Here is a 12,494-nt window from a genome sequence, read left to right on the forward strand (position 1 = left end):
TCATGCGGCGCGGCAACCTCTTCGTCATCTCAGGGCCGTCAGGTGCCGGCAAGGGCACGCTGGTGGCCCGCCTGCTCGAAGCCGTGCCTGACGCGTGGGTGTCCGTCTCGGCCACCACGCGCGCCCCGCGCGACGGGGAAGCAGAGGGCGTGCACTACTTCTTCAAGTCCGAGGACGAGTTCATGCGGCTCGCGCGCGAGGGCGGGCTTCTGGAGTGGGCGCGCTACGCAGGCAACTGCTACGGCACGCCGCGCGCCTCGGTCGAGGAGCACATGGCCGCAGGCGACCAGGTCATCCTCGAGATCGACGTGCAGGGGGCCTTCCAGGTGCGCGAGAAGATGCCCTCCGCGCACCTCGTGTTCATCGAGCCGCCCTCGCTCGAGGTGCTCGAGCAGCGCCTGCGCGGGCGCGGCACCGAGGCCGAAGAGGCGGTCAAATCACGCCTTGACGCGGCCGTGGTGGAGCTTTCCCGCAAAATGGAGTATGATATACGGCTGGTAAACGACGACCTTGAGCTTGCCTTGGGCGAGCTGGTCGCATATGTGAACGAGCAAGCCGACAACCCGCGAGGATAACAGTCTATGAGCATTATCGAACCTGAGATCGACGTTCTGCTGAACGAAACCGAGAACGACCGCTTCCTGCTGTGCGCCTTGGCCTCCAAGCGCGCGCATGACATCAACGACATGATGCGCGGGCAGCGCGATCGCGCCATCCAGCTGCAGACCGCCGTGGAGATCGCGCGCGCGGCGGACAAGAAGCCGCTCTCGATGGCCTTCACCGAGATCGCCCGCGAAGAGGTCTCCTACGACCCCGAGTCCATCGACGCCAAGAACCACTAGCAACCGCTAGCCGGCTTCGCTGCTGACGAGGCAGCGAAGCCGCTCGACGCTGCGAGGGCCCCTGACCGCCCAGCTGCTCGCCTTGAGCGCTTCGCGCACAGCTTATGCGACCGAAGCGCTTCCGCGGCATCTGAGCGGTCAGGGGCCCTCGCGCTGGCTTGGCTGACGCTTTTCCCTTCTTCTCTTCCTTTGCGAGGTGCAACATGCCGGAATTCCAACGCATCGTCCTGGTCCACTACCACGAGATCGGCCTCAAGGGGCATAACCGCGCGAGCTTCGAGATGCGCCTTCTGCGCAACCTGGAGTCGCTGCTCGACGCGTTCCCCGTGGTGACCATCCACCGCATCGCCGGGCGCCTGCTCGTGTTCCTCAAGGAGGGCACGAGCCACGACACGGCGAACGCGTGCGCCGACGCCATCCTCGGCGTGCCGGGTGTGGCGCGCGTGTCGTGCGGCTTCAAGTGCGAGCGCGACCTCGACGTCATGGGGACGGCTGCGCGGGAGGCGCTCTCCGAGGCCGGCGGCTTCGAGAGCTTCAAGGTGAGCGCGCGGCGCAACCACACCGACTTCGCCATCGACTCCATGTGCATGAACCGCGAGATAGGCTCGGTTCTGTGCGAGGCGTTCCCCGAGAAGAAGGTGCGCATGAAGGACCCCGACGTCACGGTCGGCGTCGAGGTGGTGCAGAACGCCGCGTACGTGTACGCGCGCAGCGTGCGCGGCATCGGCGGGCTGCCCGTGGGGAGCTCGGGCGTGGTGGTGAGCCTCCTGTCCTCGGGCATCGACTCGCCGGTGGCCCTGTGGCGCATGGCGCGGCGCGGCGCGGTGTGCGTCGGCGTGCACTTCTCGGGGCGCCCGCAGACCTCCGACGCCTCGGAGTTCCTCGTCGACGACATCGCGCGCGTGCTCGAGAAGACGGGCTGCATCGCGCGCGTGTACGTGGTGCCCTTCGGCGACTGCCAGCGCGAGATCTCCGTGCTCGCGCCGCCGTCGCTGCGCATCATCCTGTACCGCCGCCTCATGTTCAAGGTGGCCGAGCGCCTGGCGCGCCGCGAGCGCGCCGGGGCGCTCGTCACGGGGGAGAGCCTGGGACAGGTGGCCTCGCAGACGCTCGACAACATCCGCGCCACCGACGCCGCGGTCGACCTGCCGGTGTTCCGCCCGCTCATCGGCACCGACAAGATCGAGATCATCGAGCAGGCTCAGCGCTTGGGCACCTTCGAGATCTCCTCGCAGGACGCGCCCGACTGCTGCACGCTGTTCATGCCGCGCGCCCCCGAGACGCATGCGAAGCTCGCCGACGTCGAGGCCGCCGAGGCGCAGCTGCCGATCGAGCAGTGGGTCGAGGAGCTTTCCGAGGCCGCCGAGGCGCACGACTACGCGTGCGCGGCCTACAAGCGCCGCAAGAAGGAGGCGTCAGCGCACGTCAGCTGCGCTTGACGTATGGCTGACGCGTGAGGCGGCGACGCGGCCGGCGCGCTCGGCGCATGCGGCCGCGATGCGGCAGGCGCGTCAGCTGCGCGCGGTCGTGGCGCGTCAAGTGCGCCAGATGCATGCGGCTGTGGTGCGGCACGTGCGTCAGCTGCGCGCAGCTGAAGCGCGAGCGACGTGCGGTGTGCGTGCGGCCATGACGCGTCAGGCGCGCCTGGATCATGCCCGATGAGCGGGGCCCTCACGCGAGGGCCCCGCCACGTTCCCGTCGTCCTTCTGCCCGACGGCGCCGCTACCCTGTCCTTGGGAGACGAGGGAAGGGGAGCGCATGGGATTCCAGGACTCGGCTTACTCGTGGCGCGTGCGCCTGCATCTGGGAGGGACGAAGCCCGCGGTCATCGCGGGCGTTCTTGCGTCCGCACTGCTCATCGTGCTCTGCGTGGCTTTCGGCGCCCTTGGCGCAAGCGGCTCATCCTTCGAGATCGTCAAGGGCTCAGCGGACGCCTCAGCCTCCGAGATCGCCTCCTCTTCCTCGGCTGCCGCAGAGGAGGCGCCGCAGATCTGCGTGCACGTGGGCGGGTGCGTGGCGCACCCCGGCGTGTGCTACCTGCCCGCGGGGGCGCGCGTCACCGAGGCCGTCGAGGCGGCGGGCGGGTTCGCCGACGGCGCGGCGCATGACGCGGTGAACCTCGCGCGCGTGCTCAGCGACGGTGAGCAGATCATCGTGCCCTCGGCTGACCAGGCGGCTGCTGCCGCGAGCCCGAGCGCCGATGCAGGGGGCGCAGGCGCCCCGCCCGCAAGCGCGGTGGGAGGGCGCGTCAACATCAACACGGCCGACGTGGCGCAGCTGGTGACGCTCGACGGCGTCGGCGAGGCCACGGCGCTCAAGATCGTCAAGGACCGCGAGGCGAACGGCCCCTTCAAGACCATCGAGGACCTCAAGCGCGTCTCCGGCATCGGCGACAAGAAGTTCGAGGGCCTCAAAGACCGCATATGCGTGGGGTAGCGGACCGCGAGGCCCCCGAGCTGGGGGCGGCGGATCATGAGGCGCCCGGCTTGGGGGCTGCGGGTTTTGGGGCGGCCAGGCCGGGGGCGGCGGATCAGGCGGATCGCAAGGCGCCCAGATCGGAAGCAGCGGGTTGCGTGCCGCCCAGGCCGAGCATGCCGCCGCTGCTCGTGGTCGCGCTCGCGTTGTGGGCCGCCTGCGCGGGCGCCTACACGCTGCTCGGCTCGCTTCCGAAGCCGGCGGCGGGTGCCTTCGGCGTGGCGGGCGCCGCGTTCTCCGCCGTCTGCGGCGTGCTTCTGGCGCGTCGGCGTCGGGCGGCGATATGGTGCGTCCTGCTCGGGCTCTGCCTGGGCGCCTGCTGCGCCGGATGCGGCGCGTACGCCGTGCGGGCTGCGTCCGAGCCTCTCGTCGGAAATGCGCGCACGTGGACGTTCACGCTGGCCGAGGACGCGCGCTCGGGCTCCTTCGGCGCGCAGGCGCTCGCGTGGGCGCAGGATGGTGCGGGCGCGCGCGTGAAGGTGAGCCTCATGCTCGGCGAGGATGCCGGGATGCTCCTCTCCGGCAGCAGGCTCGAGGCCACGTGCGCCCTCGAGGAGGCTCCCGAGGAGCGCCAGGCCTTCCTCTGGGGCGAGGGCGCGTGCGCCACGGCGCGCGCGAGGTCGCCTCGGATGCTCGAGGACAGAGGTCCGCTCGCGCCCGTCCGCGCCCTGCGCATGCAGGCCATCGGGGCGCTCGGGGCCTACGGCGGCGCGCAGGCGGGCATCCTGCAGGCGCTCGCGTGCGGGTACCGCGGCACCGTCAGGGACTCAGGCGCCTACGCGCGCTACCAGGCGGCAGGGCTCGCGCATCTGGTGGCGGTGTCGGGCGCGCACCTCTCCCTCGTCGTCGCCCTGCTCGGATGGGTGCTCGGCGCGCTGCATGCGCCCCGCCCTGCGCGCCTGGCGCTGAGCGCGGGCGTGGTGGGCGCCTACCTCGTGCTCGCGGGCGTGCCGCTCTCAGCGGTGCGCGCCGCGGCCATGGTGCTGCTCGCCCTCGTCGCGCCCGCGGCAGGGCGGCGCGCCTCCTCGCTCAACGCGCTCGCGCTGAGCATCATGGCCTTCGTCGCGCTCGACCCCTCCGCGTCTGTCTCGGCGTCGCTCTTCCTCTCGGCGGGCTCCGTGCTCGGCATCGTGCTCTTCGCGGGGCTCTTCCGCTCGTGGCTCGCCCCGCTTCCGCGCGCCCTGCAGGGCGCGCTCGCGCAGCCCCTGGCGCTCACCGCGGCGTCGAACCTGGTCGCGCAGCCCTTCTCAGCGGCGCTCTTCGCACAGCTTCCCCTCGTCGGGCTCGCGGCCAACGTGCTCGCGGCACCGCTCTTCACGCTCGGCTGCGTGGCGAGCCTCATCGCGGGCGTCGTCTCGTGCGCGTTTCCCGCGGCGGCGCCCCTCGCCGTCGAGGCGGCGGGCGCGGCGTGCCTGCCGCTCGAGGCGCTCGTAGCCCTCCTGGCGCGCCTGCCCTACGCCTGCGTCGCCGTGGACCTCTCCCTGGCGCCTGCCGTCATGCTCTCGGCGGCGGCGTGCGCGACGCTCTGGATCGCCTGGCCCCAGCCGCGCCTGCGCGTGCTTGCCGCAGGCGGCGGCGTCCTCGCCGCCGCGCTCGCGCTCATGCTGATGGTAGCGCCCTCCTTCCGCGGCGACGAGATCATCATGCTCGACGTCGGCCAGGGCGACGCCTTCGTCGTGCGCAGCGGCGGCGCGTCCGTGCTCGTGGACACGGGGAACCAGGACGCGCTCCTGCGCAGGGCGCTCGGGCGCAACGGGGTCTACGGCGTCGACGCGCTCATCGTGTCGCACGCCGACGACGACCACTGCGGCAGCATGGGAGTGCTCGAGGGCGTCGCGCACACGAGGCGCGTGTGCGTCGCCGCGGGCGTGCTCACGTGCCCCTGCGCTTCCTGCGAGCGCCTGCGCCTGCAGGCGGAGCGCCTCGCAGGCGCGCAGGGCGTGTGCGGCATGGAGCCGGGAGACGCCTTGGAGGTGGGGAGGTTCACGCTCAAGGCCGTCTGGCCGCATGCGTTCGCCGACGAGGGCGGCAACGCCGACAGCCTCTGCGTGCTCGCCTCGCTCGACGCCGACGGGGACGGCGCGGCTGACTGGACGGCGCTCTTCTGCGGCGACGCCGAGTCCGAGCAAGTGGAGCGCATCGTGGACGAGCAGGGCCTGCGCGGCGTCGACGTCCTCAAGGTGGGCCACCACGGCGCCCGCGTCGCGCTCACCGAGAAGCTCGCCGCCTCGCTCGCCCCGCGCGTGGCGCTCATCAGCTGCGGCGCCCGCAACCGCTACGGCCATCCGAGCGAGGAGGCCCTCACGCGCCTTGGGGCCGCAGGCGCGCGCATCATCAGGACCGACCAGACGGGTGACGCCCGGCTCTCCTTCGCCAAGGGCTCCCTCCGCATCACCACCGAGCGCCCTGGATGAGAAGCGGTGAGGCTCGGCTCGCTTCCCGCGGCAAGAGCCGAGCCTCTGCCGCCCCGTTCGCCACCTCTCAGGTTCCTCGCCGTTGTCCTGCGGGACGGCGCCGCGCTTCGGGTACAATGGGATGCATGACAACCCCGAAGAACACCGAGCTGCTCCCCGCCTACCTGGTGGTGGGGGAGGACGCGCTGAAGCGCGCGGCGGTGCTCGCGCGCCTGCGCACGCGCATGGAGGCGTACGGCGACCTCTCCTTCAACTCCGAGGACCTCAACGGCGAGGCGGTCGCGGGCGCCGACGTCGTCACGGCGTGCAACACCATGCCCTTCGCCAGCGAGAAGCGCCTCGTCTACGTGCGCAACGCCGACAAGCTCAAGAAGGCCGACTCCGAGGCGGTGGTGGCCTACCTCAAGGCGCCGAGCCCCACCACGGTGCTCGCGATGGAGGCCGAGAAGCTCGCGAGGAACACGCGCCTGTACAAGGCGGTCGCCGCAGTCGGCAAGAGCGCGGTCATCGACTGCACGCCGCCGAAGCGCTACGAGCTGCCGCGCCAGGTGCGCGCCATGGCCACCGCGCACGGCGTCACCTTCACCGAGGGCGCCGCCTCGAAGCTCGTTGAGCTCGTCGGCGAGAACACGGTGCACCTCGACAACGAGATCAAGAAGATCGCGCTGGCGCACCGCGGCCGCGACGCCGTCAACGAGAACGAGGTGATCTCGCTCGTCGCGCGCACAGCCGAGGTGAAGCCGTGGGAGCTCGTCGACGCGTTCGCGGCGCGCGACCTCAAGAAGTGCCTGCGCTACCTGCAGATGATGGAGTCGGCGTCGCCCCACGCGCTCATCACCATGTGCGTGAACCGCACGCGCGAGCTCCTCTGCGCGCAGTCGCTCATGCGCCGTGGCTCGGTGGCGCAGCTTCCCCACGCGCTCGGCATGCCAGACTGGAAGTGCAAGCACCATGCCACGTGGGCGCGCCAGTTCACCTCATCCGAGCTGCGCCGCGCCATCTGCACCGCCCGCGACACCGAGCGCGCCATGAAGAGCGGCGCCGACCCGGACGCGGCCTTCTGCGACTGGCTCGTCGCCACCCTCAAGCGCTAGGCGGCAGCTTGCGAGCGCGTTTGCGCCGCATGCCCCTCCGCACGCCATCCCACGCGCCCAAGTGCGCCATCCCACGCGCCCACCTGCATGAGCGCCCCTCGCTCGCATGCGCTCCCCAAACGAAACAGGGCCCGCGACTCATGGTCGCGGGCCCTGCGTCAACCTTGCTGCGGGCGCGTGCCGCTCGGCGCGATGAAGCTACTCAGCCGCTTCCTCAGCCTCGGCGGCCTCGGCCTTGGCAGCCTCCTCGGCCTCCTTGGCCTTGCGGGCCTCGGCAGCCTTGACGGCCTTCATGTGGGCCTCGCGGCGCTTCGCCTTCTCGGCGGAAGCGGCGGCCATGGCCTCCTTGCGGGCGGCCTTCGCGGCGGCCTTCTTGCTGCCCGTCTTCTCCTGCTTCTTGGGCTCGGGCTTCACGTAGGCAGCGCGGTCGGCGTCGGTCACGATGGTGTTGGCGAGCGCCATGATGCCGCTCTTGCGGTTCGCGGCCTGGTTCTTGTGGATGACGCCCTTGGAGACGGCCTTGTCCATGAGGCGGCAGGCGGCCAGCGCGCGGGCGTACGCCTCGGCGCCGTTGCCCTCGGCCACGGCGTCCTTGACGTGGCGGGTGGCCGTCTTCAGCTCGGCCTTGACGGCGCGGTTGCGCATGCGCGCCTTCTCGTTGGTGATGATGCGCTTCTTCTGCGACTTGATGTTCGCCATTTCGATCCTCCTTGTGAATCAACGCGTTGAGCAGGTGGTCAGCGACCAGGCGCATCAGCGCTGCAGGAGGTGGGTGCACGTGAAGATTCAGGGGCAGGATGCCAACGGGCGCGCGAAGAGGCGCGCAAGGGCACGCTCGCTCAGAGAGAGGGAGCGTGCTCAAGGCAGGCGGGATTTTCTGCCTTGCGACCGTTTGGTCATCCAGCGACTCGAATCCTCATGTGCAGCCACGTCTGCGGATGGGGCACGCCTCGGCATGCCCGCACGTATCGCTGAATACGCAAGGCAGTAGAATACCAGAGAAATTGCGCGCAGGCACGAAGAATGTGAAAAAAATCGCGCATGTCACGATACAATAGCGTCTCGACTGACATAAGAGACAGGCGAGGCGCGCAGCCAGCCCGCGCCTACATGAGGAACACGCCAGAGGAAGATACATGAGCTTCGACCCCTCCCACATCAGGAACTTCTCCATCATCGCGCACATCGACCACGGCAAGTCCACGCTGTCCGACCGCATCCTGGAGCTTACGGGCACGGTCTCGGCGCGCGACATGCAGGAGCAGCTGCTCGACTCGATGGACATCGAGCGCGAGCGCGGCATCACCATCAAGAGCCAGGCCGTGCGCGTGAACTACACGGCCGACGACGGCGAGACCTACCAGCTCAACCTCATCGACACCCCGGGACACGTCGACTTCACCTACGAGGTGTCGCGCTCGCTGGCGGCGTGCGACGGCGCGGTGCTCGTGGTGGACGCCACGCAGGGCGTCGAGGCGCAGACGGTGGCCAACGCCATGATGGCCATGAACGCCGATTTGGAGATCATCCCGCTCATCAACAAGATCGACCTGCCCGCCGCCGACCCCGAGCGCGTGCGCGCCGAGATCGAGGACGGCCTGGCGATCCCCGCCGACGACGCGGTTCTGGCCAGCGGCAAGACGGGGGAGGGCGTGCACGACCTGCTCGAGGCCGTGGTGTACAACATCCCCGCGCCCGTGGGCGACGCCACGGCGCCCCTGCGCGCGCTCATCTTCGACAGCTACTTCGACCCCTACCGCGGCGTGGTGGCGCTCGTGCGCGTGGTCGACGGCTCCATGCGGAAGGGCGACCGCATCCGCATGATGGCAACGGGCACCGAGGTGCTCGTGGAGGAGGTGGGCGCGCGCCGCCCCGCGGAGACGCCCCTGCCCGACCTCTCCGTCGGCGAGGTGGGGTACTTGGTCACGGGCCTCAAGGACGTGCGCCAGGTGAAGGTGGGCGACACCATCACGCTCATGGAGGGCGGCGTGGACGAGCCGCTGCCGGGCTACCGCGAGGCCAAGCCCATGGTGTACACGGGCCTGTTCCCCATCGACGGCGACCAGTACGAGCCCCTGAAGGAGGCGCTCGAGAAGCTCTCGCTCAACGACCCGGCGCTCATCTGGGAGCCCGAGAAGTCGCACGCCCTCGGCTTCGGCTTCCGCGTGGGCTTCCTCGGCCTGCTCCACATGGAGGTCATCAAGGAGCGCCTCGAGCGCGAGTTCGGCCTCGACCTTCTGGCCACGGCGCCCTCGGTGGAGTACCACGCGTTTCGGAAGGGGACGGGCGCGTGCGTGTCGCTGCACTCGCCGCAGGAGATGCCCGACCCCGGCGAGCTCGACCGCATCGAGGAGCCCTACCTCAAGGCCAAGGTGCTCATCCCGCCCGACTACGTGGGCGCGGTGATGGACCTCACGGTGGCGCGCCGCGGCACCTTCGTCACCATGAACTACCTGTCGCCGACCACGGTGGAGATGCTCTGGGAGATACCCCTGTCCGAGCTCATCATGGACTTCTTCGACAAGCTGAAGTCCAACACGAAGGGATATGCGAGCCTCGACTACGAGTTTCTGGGCTACAAGCCCTCTGACCTCGTGAAGCTCGACATCCTGCTGTCAGGCAAGCCCATCGACGCGCTGTCGTTCATCGTGCACCGCGACAAGGCGTACGACCGCGGGCGCGTGCTCTGCGAGAAGCTCAAGGAGATCATCCCGCGCCAGATGTTCGAGGTGCCCATCCAGGCTGCCATCGGCGGGCGCGTGCTCGCGCGCCAGACCGTGAAGGCGAAGCGCAAGGACGTGCTCGCGAAGTGCTACGGCGGCGACATCTCGCGCAAGCGCAAGCTGCTCGAGAAGCAGAAGGCCGGCAAGAAGCGCATGAAGGCCATCGGCAGCGTCGAGGTGCCGCAGGAGGCGTTCATGGCCATCCTGAAGGTGGACGAGTAGCCTGCGAGCTGGCGCCGCCCGCTGGCGGCTTGAGCAGTCCCGGGAGGCGCGGCGGGAGCCCGGGCAGAGCTCAGTCGCTCGGACAGTCCTGCTCGCACGGAAGCGCCGCCGGCGCTTCCGGCTCGTGCGGAACTCGCTTGGTGAGCACCGCCCGGGCTCCCGCCGCGCCCTGCGAGGGGATACGGTTTCGCGCTAGGCGAGGTCGTCCCTCACGAAGTTCGTCATCACCTTCGGCTCGATCTCGGGCGGCGTGATGCCGGCCTCGCGCGCCGCGGCGAGGCTCTTCAGCATCCAGGCCATGTTGCGGCCGAGCTGGCGCATGGTGTGCAGGCCCTCGCCGTCGCGCTCCGCCTCGCCGGGGGTGCGCCCGTAGGCGAGGCCCCAGTAGGTGCTCGAGATCACCGGCATGCAGTTGATCTGGAAGTACTTGTTGATCTGGTCGGCCGCCTCCACGGCGCCGGCGCGCCGCGCCACGCCCACGCCCGCGGCCGGCTTGAAGCGCAGGAGCGACCCGCCGGCGTAGAACATGCGGTCGAGCAGCGCGATGAGCGAGCCCGCGGCCCCCGCGTAGTACACGGGCGAGCCGACGATGATGCCGTCAGCCGCCGCGGCCTTCCCGATGAGCTCGTTGCAGCAGTCGTCGTCGAACGCGCAGCGGCTCTCCCCGCTGCGCGCGCAGGCGCCGCAGGCGATGCAGCCGCGGACCGGCTTGCTGCCGATCCAGGCGATCTCGGCCTCGACGCCCTCGGCGCGCAGCGCGGCGGCCGCCTCCTCGAGCGCGCGGTTCGTGTTGCCTTCCCGGCGCGGGCTTCCGTTGATGAGCAGGACCTTCATGCGTCTCCTCGTCTCTCGTCGCTGTTTCGTCCAAGCCCATTGTAGCGCTTGCGCAGCAAACTTGGGATGCTGCTCCTGCTCTTTCAGCGCTGTCGAGCGCGACACGCTCCTGATAGCCGCACGTGTGAGGCGACGACGGCATCCCGCAGGTGATTTGGACGTTAAGAAGGCAAGACAGCGGCTTCGCCCTAGGCGAGCGCCGCCTTTTTGGGGCGGCCAGCGCTGCGGGGGCTGTTGAAGTAGTCCATCACGTCGGAGGTTGACACCAGGCGGGCGCTGCCCACCTTCTCGGCGCCGAGGATGCCGTCGCGGATCAAGGCGTGGATCCGCGCGGTGCTGATGCCGAGCGCGTCAGCGGCCTCCTGCACGGTCATGGTCGGGACATCAGGCTCGTCTGCGCTGCACTCGACGGCCACGGCGATAACGCGTCCGCCCTCCGGCGCCTCGTGGTCCATGCGGGGCTCGGGCAGCGCGCGGCCTTCCCTCAGCGCTTGGGAGATCCACAGCGCGAGGAGGTCCTGCGCCATGAAGGCCGCGTCGAACAGGTCGGCGCCCTGGGTGCAGATGCCCAGATCAGGGAACTCCGCCTCCCACCCGCCGCTCCACGGCGTAACTACGGCCTCGTAGAGGTACTTTTTCATGGCGTATCCTTCCTTTCGCGAAGGGGAGGGCCGTTAGCGTAGCCCGAGCTTTTCCTTGATGCTCTGCTCGACTTTCGGCGACAGGTCGCCGGGGTGGCGAGGGATGGGGAACTCCTCTCCGGCGGCGTTGGCGTAGATGTCGTGGCTCCCGCCGTGCCTCACGAAGCGACCTCCCAGTTTTCTCGTGAGCCTCGCTGCCTCTCTTGCCGTCATCGGCATCTCCTCGCCTCCTTTCCGGGGACTATAATTATAACTAATAGTAACAATTATTGCAAGGGGACGTGTCAGGAGCAGCAAGGCTTCGGCAGCTTTTGCAGACAGGGAGCATTGAGGAAGGACGGCCATGGACTTTGGTTCCGAAAAGCGCTCGCATTCCTTCCGGGAAGCAGCCCAAGAACAGCCTCTCGCATCTTCGACAAGCCGGATTCCTCGCGTTGCCTGGCTCCTGCGCAAAGGGGCGCGTAAACTACCCTTATTTCACCTTGAAAGGAGGGCGCGTGATGTACAGCTGCGATGAGCTGGGCTTCGTCCGATACGACGCCGCGGCAACCGCGTACCTGATGTCGAAGGACAGGAAGCTGGCGCTGGCCATCGAGGCCGTCGGCAGCATCCGCCGTCCCGCAGACGGGGACGTGTTCGCCTCGGTCGTGAAGAGCATCGTCGGCCAGCAGATCTCGACGTCGGCGCTCAAGACCGTCCTCGGCCGCCTCGCGGTGAAGGTCGGCGACCCCGTGACGCCCGAGGCCGTCGGCGCCCTGAGCGTTGACGCCCTCCAGAGCTGCGGCATGACGTTTCGCAAGGCGGGCTACATCAAGTCCTTCGCCGACGCGGTCCGATCAGGCGAGTTCGACCTCGACGCGCTGGCGCGCATGGGCGACGAGGAGGCCGTCAAGGCGCTCACGTCGCTGAGGGGCGTCGGGAGGTGGACGGCGGAGATGGTCCTGATCTTCAGCATGAACAGGATGAACGTGTTCGCCTTCGACGACGTCGGCATACACCGCGGGATCCGCATGGTCTACCACCACCGCGACGTCAGCAGGGAGCTGTTCGAGAAGTACCGCCGGCGCTTCAGCCCCTACTGCACCGTCGCGAGCCTGTACTTCTGGCAGATATCGCACATGGACGTCCCCGGATACGACCGCGACTACGCCCCGAAGGGGCGCTGACGCGCCAGCAAGCGGTGTTTCGGGGTGATTCTGCGCAGGTTCGGCACGGAGGACGCGATTTGGGGTACCCTGACAGTCTCTGG

General features: G+C 69.4%; 12 protein-coding genes. 8 read left to right on the forward strand and 4 right to left on the reverse strand.

The features are described from left to right. Window positions 1-2: 2 nt before the first annotated feature. From gmk to holA, 6 genes are all read left to right on the forward strand, one after another. Entirely contained in the window at window positions 3-575 is a 573-nt protein-coding gene (gene gmk / locus HRL41_RS03320; RefSeq protein ID WP_172135530.1) for a guanylate kinase, read from the forward strand. Window positions 576-581: 6 nt separating this feature from the next. After that, window positions 582-842, forward strand: coding sequence for a DNA-directed RNA polymerase subunit omega (locus tag HRL41_RS03325; RefSeq protein ID WP_165055942.1), 261 nt, complete (start codon window positions 582-584; stop codon window positions 840-842). Between the two features lie 203 nt (window positions 843-1,045). After that, on the forward strand, window positions 1,046-2,281 hold the full coding sequence (gene thiI, locus HRL41_RS03330) for a tRNA uracil 4-sulfurtransferase ThiI (protein WP_172135531.1): 1,236 nt from the start codon (window positions 1,046-1,048) through the stop codon (window positions 2,279-2,281). Window positions 2,282-2,600: 319 nt separating this feature from the next. Then, window positions 2,601-3,278 (forward strand): ComEA family DNA-binding protein, encoded by a 678-nt coding sequence (locus tag HRL41_RS03335; protein ID WP_172135532.1) that lies wholly within the window; start codon window positions 2,601-2,603, stop codon window positions 3,276-3,278. A gap of 137 nt (window positions 3,279-3,415) precedes the next feature. Further along, window positions 3,416-5,731, forward strand: coding sequence for a DNA internalization-related competence protein ComEC/Rec2 (locus HRL41_RS03340; RefSeq protein ID WP_172135533.1), 2,316 nt, complete (start codon window positions 3,416-3,418; stop codon window positions 5,729-5,731). A 125-nt stretch (window positions 5,732-5,856) separates the two neighbouring features. Further along, entirely contained in the window at window positions 5,857-6,825 is a 969-nt protein-coding gene (holA, locus tag HRL41_RS03345) for a DNA polymerase III subunit delta (RefSeq protein WP_172135534.1), read from the forward strand. A 198-nt stretch (window positions 6,826-7,023) separates the two neighbouring features. Here holA and rpsT read toward each other — a convergent pair whose 3' ends face one another. Beyond that, window positions 7,024-7,524: a 30S ribosomal protein S20 gene (gene rpsT, locus HRL41_RS03350; protein WP_172135535.1), complete on the reverse strand. Its 501-nt coding sequence runs from the start codon at window positions 7,522-7,524 to the stop codon at window positions 7,024-7,026. 437 nt (window positions 7,525-7,961) lie between these two features. On the opposite strand from rpsT, the gene lepA reads away from it, so the two are divergent. Continuing rightward, window positions 7,962-9,770, forward strand: coding sequence for a translation elongation factor 4 (gene lepA / locus HRL41_RS03355; protein ID WP_172135536.1), 1,809 nt, complete (start codon window positions 7,962-7,964; stop codon window positions 9,768-9,770). Between the two features lie 192 nt (window positions 9,771-9,962). Here the strand turns inward: lepA and HRL41_RS03360 are convergent, their stop codons facing one another. The 3 genes from HRL41_RS03360 to HRL41_RS03370 form a co-directional block, all read right to left on the reverse strand. Continuing rightward, window positions 9,963-10,604, reverse strand: coding sequence for a flavodoxin family protein (locus tag HRL41_RS03360; RefSeq protein WP_172135537.1), 642 nt, complete (start codon window positions 10,602-10,604; stop codon window positions 9,963-9,965). Between the two features lie 188 nt (window positions 10,605-10,792). Continuing rightward, the gene (locus HRL41_RS03365) at window positions 10,793-11,245 is read right to left on the reverse strand and encodes a type II toxin-antitoxin system HicB family antitoxin (RefSeq protein WP_172135538.1); all 453 of its coding nucleotides are present in this window, start codon (window positions 11,243-11,245) and stop codon (window positions 10,793-10,795) included. Window positions 11,246-11,278: 33 nt separating this feature from the next. After that, on the reverse strand, window positions 11,279-11,458 hold the full coding sequence (locus tag HRL41_RS03370; RefSeq protein ID WP_172135539.1) for a type II toxin-antitoxin system HicA family toxin: 180 nt from the start codon (window positions 11,456-11,458) through the stop codon (window positions 11,279-11,281). Between the two features lie 287 nt (window positions 11,459-11,745). Here HRL41_RS03370 and HRL41_RS03375 point away from each other — a divergent pair, with 287 nt between their 5' ends. Next, on the forward strand, window positions 11,746-12,411 hold the full coding sequence (locus HRL41_RS03375) for a DNA-3-methyladenine glycosylase (RefSeq protein WP_172135540.1): 666 nt from the start codon (window positions 11,746-11,748) through the stop codon (window positions 12,409-12,411). The last annotated feature ends 83 nt before the right edge of the window (window positions 12,412-12,494 follow it).

The sequence above is a fragment of the Adlercreutzia sp. ZJ473 genome (assembly GCF_013185065.1).
GTDB lineage: Bacteria > Actinomycetota > Coriobacteriia > Coriobacteriales > Eggerthellaceae > CAAEEV01.

Bases quoted from the DNA above. Each gene is read 5' to 3' on its own strand.
- gmk (WP_172135530.1), top strand. From the start codon at position 3: ATGCGGCGCGGCAACCTCTTCGTCATCTCAGGGCCGTCAGGTGCCGGC.
- HRL41_RS03325 (WP_165055942.1), top strand. From the start codon at position 582: ATGAGCATTATCGAACCTGAGATCGACGTTCTGCTGAACGAAACCGAG.
- thiI (WP_172135531.1), top strand. From the start codon at position 1,046: ATGCCGGAATTCCAACGCATCGTCCTGGTCCACTACCACGAGATCGGC.
- HRL41_RS03335 (WP_172135532.1), top strand. From the start codon at position 2,601: ATGGGATTCCAGGACTCGGCTTACTCGTGGCGCGTGCGCCTGCATCTG.
- holA (WP_172135534.1), top strand. From the start codon at position 5,857: ATGACAACCCCGAAGAACACCGAGCTGCTCCCCGCCTACCTGGTGGTG.
- rpsT (WP_172135535.1), bottom strand. From the start codon at position 7,524: ATGGCGAACATCAAGTCGCAGAAGAAGCGCATCATCACCAACGAGAAG.
- lepA (WP_172135536.1), top strand. From the start codon at position 7,962: ATGAGCTTCGACCCCTCCCACATCAGGAACTTCTCCATCATCGCGCAC.
- HRL41_RS03360 (WP_172135537.1), bottom strand. From the start codon at position 10,604: ATGAAGGTCCTGCTCATCAACGGAAGCCCGCGCCGGGAAGGCAACACG.
- HRL41_RS03365 (WP_172135538.1), bottom strand. From the start codon at position 11,245: ATGAAAAAGTACCTCTACGAGGCCGTAGTTACGCCGTGGAGCGGCGGG.
- HRL41_RS03370 (WP_172135539.1), bottom strand. From the start codon at position 11,458: ATGACGGCAAGAGAGGCAGCGAGGCTCACGAGAAAACTGGGAGGTCGC.
- HRL41_RS03375 (WP_172135540.1), top strand. From the start codon at position 11,746: ATGTACAGCTGCGATGAGCTGGGCTTCGTCCGATACGACGCCGCGGCA.